We start from the raw sequence: 21,214 nt of genomic DNA on the forward strand, positions 1-21,214 counted from the left end.
GGGGCCTTTCTGGGAGGGGGACGGGTGGACCTGCGGTCGGGCGCACCGGGTCAGGCCTTCACGGCGCCGGCGAGCATGCCGGAGACGAAGTGCTTCTGCAGGAAGAGGAAGAGCACGGCCATCGGGACGGCCGAGACGGCGGTGCCGGTGAGCAGTTGGCCGTAGTCCACGTCGGAGCTGCCGGTCAGCGTGGCCAGGGCGACGGGGATGGTGTAGGAGGACGGGTCGCGCAGCACGACCAGCGGCCACAGGAAGTCGTTCCACTGGAACAGGAAGAGGAACATCGCCAGCGCCGCGAGTGCGGGGCGCATGGTGGGCAGCGCGATCCGGAAGAACAGCGAGAGTTCGCCGCAGCCGTCGATCCGCCCGGCCTGCAACAGCTCGTCGGGCAGCGACTTCATCGACTGGCGCATCAGGAAGATGCCGAACGGCAGCGCCAGGTTGGGCAGCAGCACGGCCTGGTAGGTGTTCAGCCAGCCCAGGTCCACCATCATCTTGAACAGCGGCACGATGGTCAGCTGGGTCGGCACCACCAGGGCGAGCAGCAGCACCGAGAACAGGAAACCGCGGCCGCGGAACGAGTACTTGGCGAAGCCGTAGCCGGCCAGGGTGCAGACCACCCCGCCGAGCAGGGTGTAACAGACCGCCAGCGCGATCGAGTTGAACACCACCCGGCCGAAGCCGACGGAGGACTGCAGGTGGCTCAGGTTGGCGCCGAGGTCGCTGCCCGGCAGCAGCTTGGGCGGGCGGGTGAAGATCTCGTGCGAGCTGTGGGTGCTGGCCATGACCAGCCAGTAGAGCGGCGCGACGGTCAGCGCGAGCAGCGCCAGCATGAAGCCGGTGAGCAGCACCTGTCCGCGGGTGGAGGCGCGGAAGGCGGGTCCGGTGCGGGCCATCAGTCCTCCTCCTTGGCGAGCCGGGTCTGGATCAGGCCGAAGACCGAGATGATCAGGACCATGGCGTAGCCGATCGCCGAGGCGTAGCCGAAGTCGAAGTACCGGAAGCCGGTCTGGTAGAGGTACACGCCGATGGTGGTGGTGGCGTTGTCCGGGCCGCCGCCGGTCATGATGAACGGCTCGTCGAACAGTTGCAGGGTGCCGATGGTGGAGAGCACCACGGTCAGCAGCAGGGCGGGGCGCAGGCCGGGCAGCGTGATGTGCCAGAACCGGCGCCAGGCGCCCGCGCCGTCCACGGCGGCGGCCTCGTAGTGCTCGTCCGGGATGCCCTGCAGCCGGGCCAGGTAGATCACCGCGTTGTAGCCGGTGTAGTGCCAGGTCAGCGCGAGCATCACGGAGACCTTGGCCCAGAACGGGTCGGTCAGCCAGTGCACTTCGGGCAGGCCGAGCACGTGCAGCAGCCAGTTGACCGCGCCGGAGTCCGGGTTGAGCAGTGCGCCCATCAGCAGGCCGTAGGTGACCAGGCCGGTGACCACGGGGAGGAAGAAGCCCAGTCGGAACAGCGGCTTCCAGCGCAGCAGCGCGGAGTTGAGCGCCACCGCGAGGCCGAGCGCGATCGCGAGCATCACCGGCACCTGGATCACCAGGATCTCCAGGGTGTTGCCCAGCGCCTTCCAGAACAGCGGGTCGTGGACCAGCCGTTGGTAGTTCCCCAGCCCCGTCCAGCTCTGCTCCATCCCCTCGGTGTGGAACAGGCTCAGGACGAAGGACCAGCCGATCGGGTACAGCCGGAAGGCCGCGAACAGGACCAGCGCGGGCAGGACGAACAGGTAGGGCGCCAGGCGGCTGCCCGCCCGGGTGGTGCGAGCCGTCATGCCTGGGCCCGGTGGGTCTGCTGGGCGAGCTGGCCGGCGGCGTCCTTGAGCACCGCGGCCGGGTCGGCGCCCTGCAGCAGCACCTTGGTCTGGGCGTCGTCGATCAGCTTGAGCGCACGCGGGTAGTCCGCGGTGTAGTTGGTCGGCGTCGAGGGGTTGGACAGCTCGGCGATGAAGACCTCCGCGTACTTCTGTCCGCCGAAGAACGGGTCCGGCTGGTGGAAGACCGGGTCGTCGTAGGCCTTCAGCAAGGCCGGGAAGATGCCCTTGTCCTTGAAGATCTGCACCTGCGACTCGGGGCGGGTGAGCGCGAACTCGGCGAAGGCGAAGGCGGCGCGCTGGTTCTGGCTGGTGCCGGCCACCGCCAGGTGGGTGGAGTTGACGATCGCCGAGCGGGAGCCGCCCGCGGTGACGGCCGGCGGGAGCATCACCCGCCAGTCGCCGCTGCTGTCGGTGGCGAAGGTCTCCATGTAGCCGCCGTACCAGGCCGGGTCCGGGCAGACCGCGACCTTGCCGGCCTTGACCGCCGCGTCGTAGGTGGAGGTGCCCGGCGAGCCCTGCACGTCGACCACCAGGCCGGCGTCGTTGAGCTCCTTGACCAGGGTCAGCGCCCGGACCGCCTCGGGGGAGTTGAGGGTGATCTTGCCGTCGGTGTTGAAGTAGAAGACGCCCTGGAGCTGCATCAGCAGCTGGAACAGGTTGGCCGAGTCGGCGGCGGAGGCCGACTTGTCGATCGCCACCAGCGCGGTGCCGGTGGCGTCCTTGACCTTCTTGCCCGCGGCGATCACGTCGTCCCAGGTGGCCAGGGTGGCCGGGTCGACGCCGGCCTTGCGGAACAGGTCGTCGCGGTAGAAGAAACTGCCCGCGTTGGCCTCCCAGGGCAGGGCGTAGACCTTCTCGCCGCGCGAGACGGTCTGCCACAGGCCCGGGGCGAAGGCGTTGGAGTACTGGCCCGCGCCGAGCTTGGACAGGTCGGCCAGGCCGTTCGGGAACTTCTCGATGTAGTTCGGCAGGTAGTCCACGCCGATGTGCAGCAGGTCGCCGAGGCCCTGGCCGCCGGCCTCCATGCCGATGGTGATCTTGTCCCAGATGGCCGGGTTGCCGATGTCCTGGACGGTGACCTTCACCTTGGGGTGGACGGCGTTGAACGCCGGTATCAGGGCCCGGAGTTCGGCGGCCGGGTTCTTCCAGCTCCAGACCGTGATGGAACCCGAGGGCTCCCCGGTGCCGCCGGTGACCGCGCCACCGGTGCTGCTGGAACCACCGCACGCGGAGAGCGTGCCGGCCCCGCCCGCGGCCAGCGCCGCGGCGCCCAACCCCTTCAGGAACCCGCGCCGACTCGGCTCTCCCATGACTCTGCCGCCCATACCGGGGCCTTCCTCCCTGGAGGCGTGCCGACGCCTGTGGCCGCTCGGCACGCGGATCTCGGCCGCCCGACGTACCGGCGACCGAGCAGGAATGTAGCCAATCGAACGGATCTGAACAATGGTTTGCGCAGAATTTTCGACGCGCAGAGCGAAAACAGCGTGCACGGATTGCCGCAGCTCAGCCGCTATCTTGGCTACGAGCCGTGCAGGACAAGGGAGTTGGATGATCACTCGGCTTTCAGTGCGGGCTCGGAGGAGTTGGCGTCAGGGCGTTGACTCGGGGTTGATTGTGTTCGATCATGTTCACCGGGCGAGGGCCCCACAGCCCGCTGCGGCCATGTGCGCGAGGGGCGGCCGCAGCGGGCGCCCGGCCACCTGTCGCTCCGTCAGGGGGCTTGCGCGCAGGGGCGCCCGGGCGTGCCACGATGGACGGGTGAACGAGCGACCGGTCGAGCTGTTCGAGGTGCGCCGGCTGAGCCTGGTCGAGACGCCGCCGCCCGAGGTGCCGCCCGAGCAGCTGGCCGCGATGGAGCTGGCCTGGGCCGCGGCGGTGGCGGAGAACCCGGCGCTCTTCGACGGACCGGTGACCACCTGCACCGGCGTGACCGGGCTCGGGTCCGAGGCCCTGGAGATCCGCTGGGCGCCGATCGGCTTCCGCTACTGGGCGCTGCGCCGGGTGCCCGGCGCCCGGCGGGTGGGCAGCTTCTTCGTCACCGTGCTGCAGACCGACGAGCACGGCCGACTGCTGCTCGGCCGGGAGTCCGCGAGCACCGCGGCGCCGGGCCGCTGGCAGCTGCCCGGCGGCTCGGTCGAGCCGCCGGAACCCGGCCGGCCGCTCGACCTGGCCGCGCTGCGCCGCCACGCCACCGTCGAACTGGTTGAGGAGGTGGGCATCGTCACACCTCCACAAGCCCTTGACCTGCGCTTCGTCACCCGGGGCCGGTACGGCAGCACGGGCGTGCACTTCCGCGCCCCCGCCCGCCCGGCCGCCGAACTGCTCGACCAGTACGCGCTGCTGGCCGCCGCCGAGCGCGCCGAGGGCCGCGAGCCCGAGCTGGAGCGTCTGGCGCTGATCGCCGATCCGGCGGAAGTCGCCCTGCTGGAGGGCACCTTGGTGGACTACCTGGCCCCGGTCGCGACCCGCTTCCACGAGCTCGAACGGCCGCCGGGAGACTGATCACCAGGTCGCGCCGGGCGCCCTCCCTCGTCCGACCCTGGACTTGTGCTGCGGGCGGATTGCCGTACTGACATCCCGTATACGAATGTCTCCGCAACAAGGCCGAGTTGAGATTCATTGAAGGAGAGTCCGGGCCGCCCCCATCGAATCTCGATCACCGCTTACGGATTTGTTCATCCGCCGGTTGCCGGACTCGATCCGTGGGACTGGGAGTCCATCGGAATTCAACGACCGGTCAGTTCCCCGTCACGCCTCGGTCGTTACCGTACTGAACTGCCGCTTTGTCGATCCATCGACCATCCCCGTGTGATGGATCGCACTGCTGAACGACAGTATGAAAATTTGCTTTGATTTTATCCTTGCGTACGCGGGCAAGCTTTGCGTTCAGGCAAGGTTGATGAGAACACTGTCCATCCCGGAAGATCACCTACCCTCTTTCCGGTGCAGTACACGGCTCAGTACCCGACTCAGTCGCTTCGTACTCGACAGTTCAGAGACTTGAGGGAGATACCCAATGGCTGCGAGCCACGACCCGGTGCCCACCCTGCACCGGTCCGCTCGTGAGGTCGCCGTCTGGCCCGCCACCCCGGCGCCGCAGGCCCGCACCCTGCTCGATGTCCTGCTCACCACCGCGCACGCGTTCCCCCAGGCACCGGCGCTCGACGCCGGCGGCACGGTCCTCGACTACCAGGGACTGCTGCGCGAGGTCGGCTCCCTGGCCGAGTGGCTGAAGCAGCACGGAATCGGCGCCGGCGACCGGGTCGGCATCCGGGTTCCCTCCGGCACCCCGGACCTGTACGTCGCCATCCTCGCCGTGCTCGCCTGCGGCGCCGCCTACGTCCCGGTGGACGCGGACGACCCGGACGAGCGCGCCGAGATGATCTGGCAGGACGCCCGGGTCTGCGCCGTGATCGGCGCGGATCGCCGGGTCGCGCTGAACCGGCTGGTCCCCCCGGGCGGCCGCACCGCCGGCCCGACCCCGGACGACGACGCCTGGATCATCTTCACCTCCGGCACCACCGGCCGCCCCAAGGGCGTCGCCGTGACCCACCGCTCCGCCGCCGCCTTCGTCGACGCCGAGGCCCGGATCTTCCTGCGGCACCAGCCGCTCGCCCCCGGCGACCGGGTGCTGGCCGGCCTCTCCGTCGCCTTCGACGCCTCCTGCGAGGAGATGTGGCTGGCCTGGCGCCACGGCGCCTGCCTGGTCCCGGCGCCCCGCTCGCTGGTCAAGGCCGGCACCGACCTCGGCCCCTGGCTGGTCGAGCGCGGGGTCACCGCGATCTCCACGGTGCCCACCCTGCTCGCGCTCTGGCCGCAGGAGTGCCTGGACCGGGTCCGCCTGGTCATCGTCGGCGGCGAGGCCTGCCCGCCCGAACTGGTCGACCGGATCGCCGCCCCGGGCCGCGAGTTCTGGAACACCTACGGGCCGACCGAGACCACCGTGGTCGCCACCGCCGCCCAGATGTTCCCCGGCGAGCCGGTCCGGATCGGCTCGCCGCTGGACGGCTGGCAGCTGGCCGTGGTCAACGAGGCCGGCCACCCGGTGGGTTGGGGCGAGACCGGCGAACTGCTGATCAGCGGCGTCGGCACCGCCCGCTACCTGGACCCGGCCAAGGACGCCGAGAAGTTCACCGCCCACCCCGCGCTGCCCGGCGGCCGGGTCTACCGCAGCGGCGACCTGGTGATCGCCGACCCGCGCGGCCTGCTCTTCGTCGGCCGCGCCGACGAGCAGGTCAAGCTGGGCGGCCGGCGGATCGAGCTGGGCGAGGTGGACGCGGCGCTGCAGGCGCTGCCCGGCATCCGGGCCGCCGCCGCGGCCGTGCGCACCAACCCGGCCGGCACCCAGCTGCTGGTCGGCTACCTGGTGCCGCAGCCGGGGGAGCAGCCCGACCTCACGCTGGCCCGCAAACTCCTGCAGGAACGTTTGCCCGCCGCCCTGGTCCCACTGCTCGCCGTCGTCGAACACCTGCCCACCAAGACCTCCGGCAAGGTCGACCGCAACTCCCTGCCCTGGCCGCTGCCCGGCCTCGGCCAGACCGACGGCGGACCCCGCCCCCGGCTGACCGGCGCCGCCGGCTGGCTCGCCGAACAGTGGGAGGCCACCCTCGGCCTGCCCGTGCAGGCCGACAGCGACTTCTTCGCGCTCGGCGGCTCCAGCCTGGTCGCCGCCCGGCTGATCTCGGTGCTGCGCAGCCGCTACCCCGGCGTCTCGGTCGCCGACCTCTACGCCAACCCGGTGCTCGGCGACCTGGCCACCGCGCTGGCCGGCCAGGACGGCGGACCCGGCGAGCAGCGCCGGGTGCGCCGCACCCCGCGCCGGGCCGCGGTCTTCCAGACCCTGGTGCTCGCCGTCCTCTACACCGTCACCAGCGTGCGCTGGGTGCTCGGAGTCGCCGCCGTCGACAACCTGATGGGCGGTCACCTGGCCTGGGCCCCGAAGACCCCGTGGTGGCTGATCATCACCGGCCTGCTGCTGTTCGCCAGCCTGCCCGGCCGCCTGCTGCTGACCGGCGTCGGCGTCCGCGTGCTCACCGCCCGGCTGCGACCCGGCAGCTACCCCCGCGGCGGCCTGTCCCACCTGCGGCTGTGGGCCGCCGAGCGGGTCGTCACCGCGTTCGGCGCCACCCAGCTGGTCGGCACCCCGTGGGCCGGGCGCTACGCCAAGCTGCTCGGCTGCAAGGTCGGCAAGGGCGTCCACCTGCACGCCCTGCCGCCGGTCAGCGGACTGGCCAGCTTCGGCGCCGACTGCTCGGTGGAGCCCGGCGTGGACCTGGCCGGCTGGTGGCTCGACGGCGACCTGCTGCACCTCGGCTCGATCGAGATCGGCGCCGGCGCCCGGGTCGGCACCCGGTCCACCCTGATGCCCGGCGCCCGGATCGGCACCGCCGCCGAGGTCGCCCCCGGCAGCTGCGTGCTCGACACCGTCCCGGCCGGCCAGCACTACCACGGCGCGCCGGCCCGGCCCAGCAGCGAGCCCACCCAGCCCTGGCCCGCACCGCGCCGGGCCGGCCGGACGGGCCGGGGCGGCTGGAACCTGGCCTACGGCCTCGGCACCACGCTGTTCGGCCTGCTGCCGCTGCTGGCCGCCGTGCCCGCGCTGCTGGCGATCTACACGCTGGTCGACAGCGATCGCACGCTGGGCACCGTACTGTTCCAGCTGCTGCCCGCCAGCGCCCTGCTCACCTTCGTCAGCGTCGGCTGCTACGCGCTGCTGCTGATCGTGCTGATCCGGCTGTTCAGCCGCCCGATCGAACCCGGCTACCACTCGGCGCACGGCAAGGTCGCCTGGTGCGTCTGGGCGGTCAGCCGGCTGATGGACACCGCCCGTAGCTCGCTCTTCCCGGTCTACGCCAGCCTGCTCACCCCGCTCTGGCTGCGGCTGCTCGGAGCCCGGGTCGGCCGTCGGGTGGAGGCCTCCACGGTGCTCGCGCTGCCCGGCCAGATGCACGTCGAGGACGGCGCCTTCCTGGCGGACGACACCCTGATCGCCCCGTTCGAGGTGCGCGGCGGCTGGCTGCGGATCGGGCCCTCGCGGGTCGGCCGGCGGGCCTTCGTCGGCAACTCCGGCATCGTCGGCGCGGACCGGGAGCTGCCCGAGCGGGCGCTGGTCGGCGTGCTCTCCGACGCGCCCGCCACATCGGCGCCCGGCTCCTCCTGGCTCGGCCGGCCCGGGATCGAGCTGCCCCGGGTCGCCGACGCCGGCGACGAGGGCCGCACCTACGACCCGCCGCGGCGGCTGATGCTGGCCCGCGCCGCCGTGGAGAGCTGCCGCTGGCTGCCGGTGGTGCTCACCGTGGTGCTCGGCGACCTGGTCTTCGGTGCGTTCCAGGAAGTGATCGACCAGGACGGGACGGCCGCCGCGCTCGCCGTCGGCGGCGTGATAACGGCCGGTGCCACGGTGGCCGCCTGCCTGGTCACCACCCTCGCCAAGTGGCTGCTGGTCGGCCGGTTCCGGGTCGGCGAGCACCCGCTGTGGTCCAGCTTCGTGTGGCGCAACGAGCTCTACGACACCTTCGTCGAGGAGCTCGCCATGCCCTGGGGCGGCCAGGCGCTGCTCGGCACGCCCTACCTGAACCTGTGGCTGCGCAGCCTCGGCGCGAAGATCGGCCGGGGTGCCTGGTGCGAGACGCACTGGCTGCCCGAGGCCGACCTGATCACCGTTGGCCCCGGCGCCAGCGTCAACCGGGGCACCGTGCTGCAGACCCACCTCTTCCACGACCGGGTGATGCGCCTGGACGTGGTGGAGCTGGACGAGGGCTCGACGCTCGGGCCCAACTCGATCGTGCTGCCCGGCACCACGATCGGCGCCGGCGCCTCGATCGGCGGGGCCTCGCTGGCGATGCGCGGCGAGTCGATCCCGGCCAGCACCCGGTGGATCGGCAACCCGGTGGCCGCCTGGCCGACCACCAGCTCGGCCGGGATACCGCAGCAGAGCCGGGGCCGGCACCGCATCGCCGGACGGCGGGCCGCCGCCCGCCGCTGACGGACCGTCAGTGAGTCGCAATGCCCGCAGGCCCCGCCCGATGTCAATTCGGGCGGGGCCTGCGGGCGTCTCAGGCCAGGCCGCCGGTCGCCCGCAGGTTCTGGCCGGTCATCCAGCGGCCGTCCGGGCCGACCAGGAAGGCGACAACGTCGGCCACGTCGGCCGGCTCGCCGAGCCGCCCCAGCGGGGTCATCGCCGCCGCCGCGTCCAGGATCGGCTGATCGGCGGTGTGGCGCAGCATGTCGGTGTCGGTGGCACCCGGCGAGACGGTGTTCACCGTGATGCCCCGGCGGCCCAGTTCGAGCGCCGCCACCCTCGTCAGCTGCTCCAGCGCGCCCTTGCTCGCCGCGTACGGCGCGATCTTGGGGGAGGAGCGGAAGGTGTTGGCGGTGGAGACGTTGACGATCCGCCCGCCGTCGCGCATCGACCGGGCCGCATGACGGATGGTCAGGAAGGCCGAGCGGGCGTTCACCGTCAGGATCCGGTCGAACTCGGCCAGCTCGGTCTCGGCGATGGTGGTCAGGGCGAAGGTCGGCGCGGCGTTGTTCACCAGGATGTCCAGGCCGCCGAGGTGCTCCTGCGCTTCTGCCATCAGCCGCTCGGCCTCGGCGGGGTCGGACAGTTCGGCCCGGATCGGGTGCGCGCCGACCTCCGCCTCGATCTCCCGGGCCGCATCCGCGCTGCTCGCGTAGCTGAACACCACCTCGGCGCCCTCGCGGCGCAGCCGCTCCACGATCGCCCGCCCGATCCCGCGTGAACCACCGGTCACCACGGCGGTCTTACCCTTGAGCACGGTCCCTCCCCATTGTTCCGAGTCCCAGCACCCCGAGCAGTACCCGAAGTTGTCGGCATTCTCTCAGGAAGAGCCCTCGCGATGAACCAGCAGGAAGCCAACCCGCACGCGGTGCTCGCCGCCCTCGCCGACCGGTTGCGCAGCGCCAGCCGGCCCGGGGCGCGCACCGACGGGCGGCGGATCGCGCTCGCCGTCGAGGGCGGCGGGATGCGCGGCGCCGTCTCGGCCGGGATGGCGCTGGCCCTGCACGAGGCCGGGCTGCTGCCCGCCTTCGACGCGGTCTACGGTGCGTCGGCCGGCGGGATCACCGGCGCCTGGCTGCTCAGCGGCGAGCCCGAACTGCTGCGCGGCTGGGCCGAACCGGCCTACGCCCGGGAGACGATCCGGCTCTGGAACCCGTGGATCGGGCGGCCGGTGGTGGACGTCCGGCGGCTGATCGAGCACCTGTACGTGAACGTGGCGCCGATGGACTTCGCGACAGTGCTGGCCAACCCGATCACGCTGCACCCGCTGGCCACCGACGTGCTCACCGGCCAGGCCGTCGACCTGCGGCCCTACCTCACCGGGCCGGCCGAGCTGCGGCTCGCGCTGCGGGCCAGCGCGGCGCTGCCGGTGCTGGCCGGGCGGCCGGTGGAGCTGGGCGGGCGGCGGTGGTTCGACGCGGGGCTGGCCGAGTCGGTGCCGTTCCGCACGGCGCTGGCGCAGGGGGCCACGCACGTGCTGGTGCTGCGCTCGCGCCGGCCCGCGCCGCCGCCCGCCGCCCCCTCGCGCGGCTCGCGGCTGATCGCCGGCACCGCGCTGCGCCGCTACCCGCTGCCGCTGCGGGACTCCTACCTGGCCCGCGGCACCAACCGGCACGCCGACGACACCTTCCTCGGCCGCCCGCCGGCCGGCCCGGCGCTGCTGACCATCCACCCGGACGCCGATGCCCCGCACGTCAGCCGGCTGGCCCGGGACGGCGAGACGCTGATCCGCGGTTTCGAGGCGGGCCGGTCGGCGGCCCGCCAGGTGCTGGAGGCGGCACTGGTCTGACCCGCGCCGTGGCGGCCCGCGCCGTCCACCGACCGGACGCCCCGCCGGGGGCTGCGCCGCGGTCACTAGGGTGACGATCATGAACGACTGGACGATGCGCGCGGCCACGCCCGCCGACCTGGAACCGCTGGTGGAGCTGCGGGCGGTGGTGATGCGGCCGGACCTGGAGCGGCTGGGCCGCTACGACGGGGCCCGGGTGCGGCAGCGGCTGCGGGACGCCTACCAGCCGTCGCACACCTGGATCGTCGAGCTCGGGGCGGCGACGGTCGGCTGCGTGGCGCTGCGGCCGGCCGAGGACGGCTACTGGCTGGAGCACTTCTTCCTGGCCCCGGAGCTGCAGGGCCGCGGCATCGGCGGCGCGGTGCTGCGCGAACTGCTCGACCGGTGCGACCAGGAGGCCACCCCGGTGCGGCTCAACGTGCTGCAGGGCAGCGCCGCGCGCCGCCTCTACGAGCGGTTCGGGTTCACCCTGGACCGCGAGGATCCGGTGGACGTCTTCATGGTGCGCGAGCCGCGCGGGTGACGGTCGCCCGGCCGGTGCTGCTGCTCGACCTGGACGACACCCTGGTCCCCGACGTCCCGGCGGCCCGCCGGGCGATCGCGGACACCCTGCGCGGCTGCGCCCTCCCGGACACCGTGGCGGCCGTGGACACCGTGCTGGCCGCGGTCCGGGAGGCCTGGCGGGCCGAACCCGGGCGGGAGCATCCCGAGTTGGCGCAGGTCAGCTCCTGGGAGGCGCTCTGGGTGGACTTCGCCGGGCTGGAGGTGCCGGCGCGGCTGCGGGAGCACGACCGGCGCGCGTGGCGGCTCGCGCTCTCCCGGCTGAGCGCGGCCGCTCCATCGGCCGATCGGGTGGCTGATCGGATGGCGGTGCTGTTCCGGGCCCGCCGGGCGGAGTTGACCCGCCCGCTGCCCGGAGTCCCCGGCCGGCTCGCCGAATTGGCCGCCAGGCACGACCTCTGGCTGGTCACCCAGGGCTGCCGGACGCTGCAACGCCGAAAAGTGGAACTCGCCGGGCTCACCCCGTTCTTCGCACGGATTTTCGTGACCGCGGAACTGGGGTTCGCGAAGGACGACCCGCGATTCGCCGCCGCGCTGCGCGCCGAGCTCGCCGGCCGCCCCGTCCACCTTCTCGTCGGCGACAGCGCGCGCACCGATCTGGCCCTTGCGGAAACAGGCGGTTGGCCCGCCGTTCACCTCTGCGACCCGAGCACCTGTCAGGAGATTTCCCGCCCGACGGTCCGTCATGCCCCCGACTTCACCTCGGCGACCGCGCAGTGCGCCCAGTACGCGCATTGCGCGCACTGACGGCCATTCAGCCGGTCGCCGACGAACCTGTGGTCGCGAAGGCCCCGGGACCTTTCGGCAATTCCCACCGCCCGGCCGGACTGTGCGTACCCGCAGCTGCCGGATCACGTAGCGTGCGGTCCATGACAGTGCAACCTCCGGCCGAGGCACCCGTGCTCGACACCCGCGACGTCGCCGCCGCCCTGCGCGGGGGAGTGCGCGACCTGGACCACGCGCTGGAGTTCGTCCGCTCCTTCGCCGCCACCTGGAGCGGCCACTCGCTGTGCCCGAGCGACCTGATTGACCATCAGTTGGACGACGAGGAGCGGCAGTTCGGCTACCCGCTGCCCCTCGCACTGCGCGAGGGCTACCGGCTGCTGGCCGGGCGGCCGGAGCTGACCGGCCACCAGGACCCGCTGGTCCCGGTGGCCGGCCTCGGCGAGATCGACGGCTACCTGGTCTTCCGCCGGGAGAACCAGGACGCGGCCTTCTGGGGCATCCCGTTCGACCGCCTCGACGAGGACGACCCGCCGGTGGCCGTCCGCTCGCCGCAGGACGGCTGGCTGCCGTTCCTGCCGCGGATGTCCCAGGCCTGGGTCGAACTCCTGCTGGGCGAGACGCTGTTCGCCTGCGGGATCGAGCCGGAGCGGGCCGACTCCTGCGAGCTGCCCGCCGAGCTGGCGCCGGTGCTGGGCCAGCGCTACACCCGGGTGGACCTGCCGGACCTGCCGCACTGGGTCGGTCCGCAGGACTCCCCGATCCGCTGGTACGCCGCCCCGGGCCGGCTGCTGCGCCTCGACGGCACGGAGCCGCTCGGCTGGCTGCACGCCCGCGGCCTGACCCGGGCGGACCTGGCCGCCGTCCGGGCCGACTTCCCCTGCCAGTGGGTGAACTGACGGCACTGGTATCGGCGCCGCCGCTCAGGCGAGCAGCATCGCCGCGGCCTGCTCGGCGGGCATGTTCTCCGGGACCGAGGTCAACCGGGAGGCGATGCCCTTCTTGCCGGTGAACCGGCCGAGTTCGTCCATGCAGGTCTTGGCCTCGGCATCGCTGGCGAAGTCCCAGACCAGCAGCCGGTGCACCATGGCGACCGCCTCGATCGGGCCCAGCCCCGTGCCGTTGGGGGTGCCGGTGAGGTGGCGGAAGGTCGGCACCAGCCGGGCCAGCGCGCACCGGGCCTCGCCGACCAGCGGGTGGCCGACCGGCAGGTTCTGCTGGAGCCAGGGGATCAGGCCCTGGAGCTGCTGCACGGCGGTGAGCACGTCGCCGGCCTTGGCCTGGTTCGCGGCGAGCCGCACCTGCACCGTGAGCACCCGGGCGTCGTAGGCGCCGTGCACGGCCGTCAGGGCGGGCAGCAGTTCCTGGAACCGCTGCATGGCGGCGCGCGGATCGCCGCTGTTGCCGATGGCGGTGGCCAGCTCCAGGTGGGCCACCAGGGTGTCCGGGTCGGCCGGCCCGAGCTCCTGGGCCATGTCGGTCACCACCTGGCTGAGCAGGTGGACCGCGGCGGCCGACTTGCCGTCGCTGTCCTGCTGGCAGCCGACCTCGCGCCAGGTGACCAGGGTCTCCCGGTCGAACCGGCCCAGCCGCGCCGTCATCTCGCGGGCCACCAGGTCGAGCAGGTGCAGCTTCGCCTCGTCCGACGGCGCGTCGGTCGCGGCTTCGCGGAAACGTATCAGCACCTCTCGCACCGCGTCGTCGGCGGGCGCGGCATCCTCGGGCTCGGTGGGACCGAACGAGCCGGGCGACTCTGCGGACACGGACACAGGCAAACCTCATCGATCTACGTGAACCAGCACGGAATCCGACAGCGCCCAATCCGTCACGCTGCGCGGCGCCCCATTCTCCACTGCGCCAAGCCCCACGTCACCGCTGCCCCCACGAGATCCTCGGCCCCGAGATCCTCGGCGCCGGTGCCGAGGGTGTCCGAACGCCGAAGGGCCCGCACCGTGCGGACGCACGGTGCGGGCCCTTCGCTACCAGGCAGGTGCCCTGGCAGGAGTACTACTACTGGACGGGACGAATGTTCTCCGCCTGCGGGCCCTTCTGGCCCTGCGTGACGTCGAACTCGACCTTCTGGCCCTCAAGCAGCTCACGGAAACCGTTGGCCTGGATGTTCGAGTAGTGGGCGAACACGTCCGGACCGCCACCCTCCTGCTCGATGAAGCCGAAGCCCTTTTCCGAGTTGAACCACTTCACGGTGCCATTAGCCATTAAAAATCTCCTTCAAGGGGCAGTCCGGAGCGCACACAGCGTGTGCTCCGAGTCGCCGCGATGAGCGCCCACCCGGGGAAGAGCCGGGAAACAAAAAATGCGCCTGCGAAACACCAGCAGGCGCACACAAAGTTCATGGGAACCACTACTGCAACTGCTTCGACTGTAGCAGGCCCCGTGGGGCAACGGTGAGAAATTCCGGCACGAGTTTCGCGGCGACCCCCTCCCTGGGCCGCCGCCCCGGGGTCACCGGCAGGTCAACGGGCCCCTGCGACGGGCCGGTTGGGGGAGAAGTCGGGTGCTCCGACCAGCTCGATCGGGCCGGCGCGCCGCGTGTCGGCACCGGCGCGCGGACCGACACGTGAGCTCGAACACGGTTGCTCCGGCCCACCAGGACCAACCGCCACAGGCGGCCCGGCCGTGGTCGTGGGGTGAACGGAGTGGGTCGAAAATCCGACCGATGCGAATTCGAACCCTCGTCGGGGGTCCGCCGCCGAGATTTCGGCGCATACTGATCGGAATGACGAAATCAGTAGCACGGCGGCATCTGCCCACCAGTCCCTTCAAGGCCCCGGTCGAGACGCCGCTCAAGCGCTTCGCCGTGGACGACCGCGTCACCCACGACAGCTTCGGCCTCGGCCGGGTCGTCGCCGTCGAGGGCGGCGGCGAAACAGCGGTCCTCGTCGACTTCGGGACGAGGGAGGAACGCATCACCAAACCGTTCAGCGGCATGTTCAAACTCTGAGCGTGATCATCCGGGCGTGATCACCGGACCCTGCGCGCGCCGGGCGCTGTGGCGCGCGCGGACCGGTCCTTCGGCGCGCGCCGAACCGGCCGGCCGGAACTCCTCGCTCCCCCTCCTCCACCAGCACCTCGACCCCGGCGCGCCGCCGGTCAGGTGACGGCCGTGGCGAGCCGCGCCCTGCCTGCCGACCGTGGCGGGCACGCGGTGTCAGCATCTGGGCGTGCCGCCCGGGCCATCTCTACGGCCTGCTGGGGCCGCGGCCCGAACACGCGAGGAGGGGCTCCGCCCATGCGATCGACCATTCACCCGAGTCTGCTGGCCGTGCTGGTGCTCGCGCTCGCCCCGCTGGCCGGCTGCGCCGGTGCCGACGGGGCCGCACCGGCGATCGCCGGACCCCCGCCGCCGGAGACGGCGTTCGGCCAGGACTGCGCCTCGCTGCCGGGCGACGGCCCGGGCAGCCTGGCCTCGATGGGTGCCCTGCCGGTGCTGGACGCCATCGACCAGGCCAAGGACCTCACTCAGCTGTCCGCGCTGGTCAAGACGGCGAAGGCGAAGGACATCTTCGACTCGATGGACAACGTCACGGTCTTCGCGCCGAACGACGCGGCCTTCGCCAAGCTGACGGACGACCAGAAGAAGGCGCTCACCACCCAGCAAGGCGCCGGCGACCTGGTCCGCAAGCTGATCGTGGTGCGCGACCTGCGCCGGGCCGACCTCCAGGGCAAGCAGTACAACTCGCTGCAGGGCGCCGTGCTCGACGCGACCGGCAAGGACGACGACCTGCGGGTCGGCGGCGCCCGGCTGCTCTGCGGCAGCATCAAGACGACGAACGCGCGGCTCGAACTGCTGGACCAGGTGCCGGCCTTCGGCTGACGCAGCCCCGCACGGGCGGGCCCGCCCGCCCGTGCGTCAGATCACCGCCTGCCAGATGGTCAGCAGGTACCCGCCGTACCAACTGCCCGCCAGCACCGCCGCACCCGCCAGCGACCAGGCGGTGCGCGCCCGGGCCCGGCCCAGCGCGACGGCACTGGGCAGCAGGAACAGCAGCCCCGGCACCAGCAGGCGCGGCTTGCACGAGGAGTAGTCGCTCTGCCCCAGGGCGAGCGCGGTGACCAGCACGCCGTAGAGCGCCAGCGGCGGCCAGGGGCGCTGGCCGAGCGCCAGCAGGCAGCCGCCGACGGCGGCGACGGTGAGCAGCGCGACGCTCACGTCCACCCAGCCCGTGCCGCCGCCCAGCTGGTCGACCAGGTAGTCCCAGCTCTGCCGCCCCCAGTCGAGCTCGGTTCCCCAGCCGGCCCGTTGGATCCGGAACCAGCCGTCGAGCCGTCCGGTCCGCAGACCCACCCAGAGCAGGTAGCCGGGCGTCGCCAGGCAGGCCGCGAGGGCCGCCGGCAGGGCGGGCCGGCACCGCCGCCCGCGCGGGCCCGAGGCGGCCGCGAGCAGCAGGGCCAGGCCGACCGCGAACCCGCTCGGCTTGGTCAGGCCCGCCAGCGCCCCGGCCAGCGCCGCCGGGCCCCAGGCACCCCGGTGCGCGGCCAGCAGCGCGCCCGCCGCACAGGCCAGCAGGACGCCCTCGCTGTACGCCATGCCGAGCACCACCGCCATCGGCTGCGCCAGCACCAGCAGCACGGCGAAGAGCGCGGTCCGGCGGTCGTACAGCCGGGCGAACAACCGGTGCAGCAGCACCGCCGCGACCGCGCCGGCCGTCCGGGAGGCCAGCAGCGCCGAGTCGCCGAAGCTCAGACCGGTCAGCTCGTGGGCCGCCCGGACCAGGGCCGGGAAGAGCGGGAAGAAGGCCAGGTTGCTGCCCAGCCAGGCGCCGCCGGCCCCGAGAGGGGGACCGGGGGCGGGGTAGCCGTGCTCGGCCACCTCCAGCAGGAGCCGCCCGTCCCAGCTCAGCAACAGCCGTCCGACCGACGGCTGGCCGGGCCGGCGCAGCAGCGCGAGCAGCCCGAGCTGGACCGCGCAGACCACGCCGTACAGGAGCAGCGGCGGTGCCGCCTCGCGCGCCCAGCGGCGCAGCCGGGCGGCGGGCAGCGCCGTCGCCGGCTCGACCGGGGGCAGGGCGGCCGGGGGCGGTTCGAGCGCGCAGTCGGTCATGTCGGGACGGTACGGTCCGGCGCCGGGCACCCGGTCGGCGGCGCCTCGGCCCGGCCGGTGAGTTGCGCCGAACGGCACCCCGGGCTAGGCCGAAAGCGCGGATTCCGACAGAACATCAGATGACACGACGTCAGCTGATCGTTAGGTGCGCTTTATCTCGGCTACCCCTGGTCGCGCACGTGTACGTTCGCGTGCTCCCCCGTGGTGCCCGTTGCCCCCGCCCTCGCGGCGGGGGCGGGGTGCGCGGCCGTGAGAGGAGAAGCCGGATGGCTCCGGTGCAGTCGCGGTTCGGCGGTCGGTTCTCGGCGGCGGTGCGCGGTGTGCTCGCGCTGCTCTGCCTGGTGCCGCAGAGCGGGCTGGCCCTCGCGGCCGCCCAGCCCGCGTACTCGCCGCAGTCCGCGTACGCGCCGCAGGGCCTGCCCGAGCGCCAGCGCGCCCAGGTGGCCTGCACGCCCACCGGCGCCTACACCAACTGCGCCCGGTTCACCTACAGCGGAGGCGACCAGAGCTTCACCGTGCCGGCCGGTGTGACCAGCCTCTTCGCGCGGCTCTGGGGCGCGGGCGGCGGCGGCTCGCCGAGCGCGTACTACACCGGCCAGTACGGTGGCGGTGGTGGCGGCTTCACCATCGGCACCTTCACGGTGACACCTGGCCAGCGGCTCACCATCACCTCCGGCCAGGGCGGGGTGATGAACAGCACCAGCTCGACCTACGGCGGCGGCGGTGCGGGCGGCATCGGGCGGCCGTCCGGCAGCGTCAGCGCGACCGGGGCCAGCGGCGGCGGCATGAGCGCCATCTGGAACGGGAACTACGGCGGCACCCCGCTGCTGATCGCGGGCGGCGCCGGCGGCTCCTCGCCGGGCGCGGACAGCGGCAACCCCGCCGGTGGCGGAGGCGGCGGCAGCACCGGCGGCCAGGACAACCAGCCCGCCCTCTCCGGGCGGGGCGGCACCCAGAGCGCCGGTGGCGCCGGGGCCACGTCGACGTCCTGCGGCACGGTCGGCGCCGGCTCGAAGTTCGGCGGCGGCAACGGCAGCGGAAACACCGGCTTCGAGGGCGGCGGCGGTGGCGGCGGCGGGTACTACGGCGGTGGCGGCGGCGCCTGCCAGGTCTCCGGCGGCCCCGCGAACGGCATGGGCGGCGGCGGCTCCGGCTACACCGGCGGCACCGGTGTGACCAACGCGACCACCAGCAACGGCTCCAACAGCAGCGCCAACGGCCAGGGCGGCGCGGCCGCCGGCACGAACGACCCGCTCTACACCACCGGCATCGGCAACGGCGGCGGCACCACCAACGGCGGCAACGGCGAGGTCACCCTGGAGTGGACGACCCAGGTCGGCCTCTCGATCACGAAGACCGCCGCCCCGACCACCTACGTCCCCGGCCAGGCCCTCACGTACACGGTCACCGTGCGGAACGCGGGCCCGGCGCCCGCCACCAACGCGGCCGTCCGCGACGCCCTGCCCTCGGCGCTCTCGGCCTTCACCTGGACCTGCGCGGCCGGGGCGAACAGCAGCTGCGGCACCGCCTCCGGCACCGGAAGCCTCGACACCACCGCCACCATCGCCGCGAGCGACTCGGTGACCTACACCATCACCGGCACCGTGCCCGCCGGCACCACCGGCACGCTGAGCAACACCGCGACGGTCACCCGGCCCACCGCCACCACGGACCCCAACTGCGGCCCGACCTGCTCCAGCACCGTCGACACGCCCGGGCGGATCACCACCGGACTGTCCGTCACCAAGACCCCGGACAAGAACCCGTACGTGCCCGGCCAGCCGCTGACCTACACCATCGTGGTGCGCAACAGCGGCCCGTCCGACGCCGTCGGCACCTCGGTCCGGGACACCCTGCCCGCCTCGATCCAGGGCTTCACCTGGGCGTGCACCGCCTCCACCGGCAGCAGCTGCGGCAGCACCGCGACCGGCACCGGGAACATCGGCACCACGGTCAACGTCCTGGCGGGCGGTCAGGTGACCTACACGCTCACCGGCACCGTGCCGGCGGACGCGACCGGCTCGCTCGACAACCGCGCCACCGTCACCCCGCCGAGCGGCGCCGCCGATCCGGGCTGCTCGCCGAACTGCACCAGCACCGCCAACCCGATCCCGCCGGGAGCACAGGCCAACCTGGTGGTCTCCAAGACGCTGGTGACGGATCCGGTGATCCCGGGTCAGCAGATCCGGTGGCGGGTGACGGTGACCAACAACGGTCCGTCGCGGGCGCGGAACGTGGTGGTGAGCGACGCCGTGCCGGCTGCGGTGCTCAACCCGAGCATGTCGGCGGACGCCGGTGGCGCGAGCTGTCCGATCACCGACGGCACGGCGACCTGTCCGGCGGTGGAGATCGCGGCCGGGGCGTCGGCGAGTTGGACGCTGACGGGGACGCTGGATCCGAACGCGACGACTACGCCGACCAACAGCGCGACGGTGACCGGCGGCCCGGATCCGTCCGCGTCGGTCCGCACCGCCGTTGCCTCGCCCACCAGTTCGCCGACCCCGCAGGCCAAGCTGACCATCTCTAAGACGCTGCTGACGGACCCGGTGGTGCCGGGCCAGGCGGTCCGGTGGCGGGTGACGGTGACGAACAACGGTCCGTCGCGGGCGCGGAACGTGGTGGTGAGCGACGCGGTGCCGGCGGGTGTTTTGAACCCGACCATGTCGGCGGACGCGGGTGGTGCGTCCTGTCCGATCGCCGGTGGCACGGCGACGTGTCCGGCGGTGGAGATCGCGGCCGGGGCGTCGGCGAGTTGGACGCTGACGGGGACGCTGGATCCGAACGCGACCGGTACGCCCACCAACACGGCGACGGTGACGGGCGGTCCGGATCCGTCTGCTTCGGTGCGGACGGCGGTGGCCTCGCCGTCGAACTCGCCCTCGCCGCAGGCCAACTTGACGATCTCCAAGGTGCTGCTGACGGATCCCGTGGTGCCGGGCCAGGCGGTCCGGTGGCGGGTGACGGTGACCAACAACGGTCCGTCGCGGGCGCGGAACGTCGTGGTGAGCGACCGGATCCCCGAAGGCGTCACCGGGGCGACGATGACGGCGGATGCCGGTGGCGCGTCCTGCCCGATCGCCGGTGGGACGGCGACGTGTCCGGCGGTGGAGATCGCGTCGGGCGGGTCGGCGAGTTGGACGCTGAACGGCACGCTGGACCCGAACGCGACCACGACGCCGACCAACAGTGCGACGGTGACGGGTGGTCCGGATCCGTCCGCCTCGGTGCGGACGGCGGTGGCCTCGCCGTCGAACTCGCCCTCGCCGCAGGCGAATCTGACGGTCACCAAGGTCCTGCTCACCAACCCCGTGGTGCCGGGCCGGCAGATCCAGTGGCAGGTCACGGTGTTCAACGCCGGCCCGTCGCGAGCCCGGAACGTGGTGGTGGCCGACACGGTGCCGGCCGGGGTCGGCAACGCGAGGATGACCGCGCGGGACGGCACCGACTGCCCGATCGCGGGCGGCGTCGCCACCTGCCCGGCGGTGGAGATCCCGGCCGGCCAGAGCGCGTCCTGGACGCTGACCGGCACCCTCGACCCCAACGCGACCACGACGCCGACCAACGCCGTGACGGTGACCGGCGGCCCCGACCCGTCCGCGTCGGTCCGCACCGCCGTGGCCACGCCCACCAGTTCGCCGACCCCGCAGGCCGGGCTGACCATCGCCAAGGTGCTGGTGACGGATCCGGTGGTGCCGGGTCAGCAGATTCAGTGGCGGGTGACGGTGACCAACAACGGTCCGTCGCGGGCGCGGAACGTGGTGGTGAGTGACGCGGTTCCGGCGGGGGTGCTGAACGCGAGCATGGCGGCTGCCGACGGCACGCCTTGTCCGATCAGCAACGGTACGGCGACGTGTCCGGCGGTGGAGATCGCGGCTGGCGGGTCGGTGAGTTGGACGCTGACGGGGACGCTGGACCCGAACACGACCACGACGCCTACCAACACCGCTACGGTGACGGGTGGGCCGGATCCGTCCGCATCGGTGCGGACGGCTGTTGCGTCGCCGTCGAGTTCGCCGTCGCAGCAGGCGAGTCTGACGGTCTCGAAGGTGTTGCTGACGGATCCGGTGGTGCCGGGTCAGCAGATCCAGTGGCGGGTCACTGTCACCAACAACGGTCCGTCGCGGGCGCGCAATGTGGTGGTGAGTGACGCCGTCCCGGTGGGTGTGCTCAACCCGAGCATGGCGGCTGCCGATGGCACCAACTGTCCGATCAGCAACGGGACCGCGACGTGTCCGGCGGTGGAGA

The 21,214-nt window shown here is 72.9% G+C and carries 15 protein-coding genes and 1 pseudogene; 9 read left to right on the top strand and 7 right to left on the bottom strand.

What is annotated here, in order from left to right; translation table 11 throughout:
- Positions 1-50 precede the first annotated feature (50 nt).
- The 3 genes from FHX73_RS27205 to FHX73_RS27215 are packed head-to-tail and all read right to left on the bottom strand — an operon-like array spanning position 51 to position 3,123.
- A complete protein-coding gene (locus FHX73_RS27205) occupies positions 51-896 on the bottom strand; it encodes a carbohydrate ABC transporter permease (RefSeq protein ID WP_145907942.1) in 846 nt (281 codons plus the stop codon).
- Positions 896-1,771, bottom strand: coding sequence for a carbohydrate ABC transporter permease (locus FHX73_RS27210; protein ID WP_145907943.1), 876 nt, complete (start codon positions 1,769-1,771; stop codon positions 896-898). The genes FHX73_RS27205 and FHX73_RS27210 overlap by 1 nt, the downstream gene beginning before the upstream one ends.
- On the bottom strand, positions 1,768-3,123 hold the full coding sequence (locus tag FHX73_RS27215) for an ABC transporter substrate-binding protein (RefSeq protein WP_145907944.1): 1,356 nt from the start codon (positions 3,121-3,123) through the stop codon (positions 1,768-1,770). The genes FHX73_RS27210 and FHX73_RS27215 overlap by 4 nt, the downstream gene beginning before the upstream one ends.
- 448 nt (positions 3,124-3,571) lie before the next feature.
- Between FHX73_RS27215 and FHX73_RS27220 the strand changes: the two genes are divergently transcribed.
- A complete protein-coding gene (locus tag FHX73_RS27220; RefSeq protein WP_246213746.1) occupies positions 3,572-4,315 on the top strand; it encodes an NUDIX hydrolase in 744 nt (247 codons plus the stop codon).
- Positions 4,316-4,829: 514 nt separating this feature from the next.
- Positions 4,830-8,798, top strand: coding sequence for a Pls/PosA family non-ribosomal peptide synthetase (locus FHX73_RS27225; RefSeq protein WP_145907946.1), 3,969 nt, complete (start codon positions 4,830-4,832; stop codon positions 8,796-8,798).
- Positions 8,799-8,868: 70 nt separating this feature from the next.
- Here FHX73_RS27225 and FHX73_RS27230 read toward each other — a convergent pair whose 3' ends face one another.
- The gene (locus FHX73_RS27230; protein ID WP_145907947.1) at positions 8,869-9,591 is read right to left on the bottom strand and encodes an SDR family oxidoreductase; all 723 of its coding nucleotides are present in this window, start codon (positions 9,589-9,591) and stop codon (positions 8,869-8,871) included.
- Between the two features lie 81 nt (positions 9,592-9,672).
- Between FHX73_RS27230 and FHX73_RS27235 the strand changes: the two genes are divergently transcribed.
- The 4 genes from FHX73_RS27235 to FHX73_RS27250 all read left to right on the top strand — a co-directional run bounded on the left by FHX73_RS27235 (position 9,673) and on the right by FHX73_RS27250 (position 12,806).
- On the top strand, positions 9,673-10,623 hold the full coding sequence (locus tag FHX73_RS27235) for a patatin-like phospholipase family protein (protein WP_145907948.1): 951 nt from the start codon (positions 9,673-9,675) through the stop codon (positions 10,621-10,623).
- Between the two features lie 79 nt (positions 10,624-10,702).
- Positions 10,703-11,146 carry a GNAT family N-acetyltransferase gene (locus FHX73_RS27240; protein ID WP_145907949.1) on the top strand — a complete coding sequence of 148 codons (444 nt, stop codon included), beginning with the start codon at positions 10,703-10,705 and terminating at the stop codon, positions 11,144-11,146.
- Positions 11,143-11,931, top strand: a complete 789-nt coding sequence (locus FHX73_RS27245) for an HAD family hydrolase (protein WP_145907950.1) — start codon at positions 11,143-11,145, stop codon at positions 11,929-11,931. Before FHX73_RS27240 ends, FHX73_RS27245 begins: the two co-directional genes overlap by 4 nt.
- Positions 11,932-12,053: 122 nt before the next feature.
- Positions 12,054-12,806, top strand: a complete 753-nt coding sequence (locus tag FHX73_RS27250; protein WP_145907951.1) for an SMI1/KNR4 family protein — start codon at positions 12,054-12,056, stop codon at positions 12,804-12,806.
- A 24-nt stretch (positions 12,807-12,830) separates the two neighbouring features.
- On the opposite strand, the gene FHX73_RS27255 is transcribed toward FHX73_RS27250, so the two are convergent.
- On the bottom strand, positions 12,831-13,670 hold the full coding sequence (locus FHX73_RS27255) for a hypothetical protein (RefSeq protein ID WP_145907952.1): 840 nt from the start codon (positions 13,668-13,670) through the stop codon (positions 12,831-12,833).
- A gap of 247 nt (positions 13,671-13,917) precedes the next feature.
- Positions 13,918-14,124: a cold-shock protein gene (locus FHX73_RS27260; protein ID WP_145907953.1), complete on the bottom strand. Its 207-nt coding sequence runs from the start codon at positions 14,122-14,124 to the stop codon at positions 13,918-13,920.
- Positions 14,125-14,644: 520 nt separating this feature from the next.
- On the opposite strand from FHX73_RS27260, the gene FHX73_RS27265 reads away from it, so the two are divergent.
- Both FHX73_RS27265 and FHX73_RS27270 read left to right on the top strand, forming a co-directional pair.
- The gene (locus FHX73_RS27265) at positions 14,645-14,869 is read left to right on the top strand and encodes a hypothetical protein (protein ID WP_145907954.1); all 225 of its coding nucleotides are present in this window, start codon (positions 14,645-14,647) and stop codon (positions 14,867-14,869) included.
- 288 nt (positions 14,870-15,157) lie between these two features.
- Positions 15,158-15,742: a fasciclin domain-containing protein gene (locus FHX73_RS27270; RefSeq protein WP_145907955.1), complete on the top strand. Its 585-nt coding sequence runs from the start codon at positions 15,158-15,160 to the stop codon at positions 15,740-15,742.
- Positions 15,743-15,778: 36 nt separating this feature from the next.
- On the opposite strand, the gene FHX73_RS27275 is transcribed toward FHX73_RS27270, so the two are convergent.
- Positions 15,779-16,969, bottom strand: coding sequence for a glycosyltransferase family 39 protein (locus FHX73_RS27275; RefSeq protein ID WP_145907956.1), 1,191 nt, complete (start codon positions 16,967-16,969; stop codon positions 15,779-15,781).
- Positions 16,970-17,235: 266 nt separating this feature from the next.
- Between FHX73_RS27275 and FHX73_RS27280 the strand changes: the two are divergent.
- Positions 17,236-21,214: pseudogene (locus FHX73_RS27280) on the top strand (hypothetical protein); the annotation flags it as partial.

This window comes from Kitasatospora viridis, assembly GCF_007829815.1.
Lineage (GTDB): Bacteria > Actinomycetota > Actinomycetes > Streptomycetales > Streptomycetaceae > Kitasatospora > Kitasatospora viridis.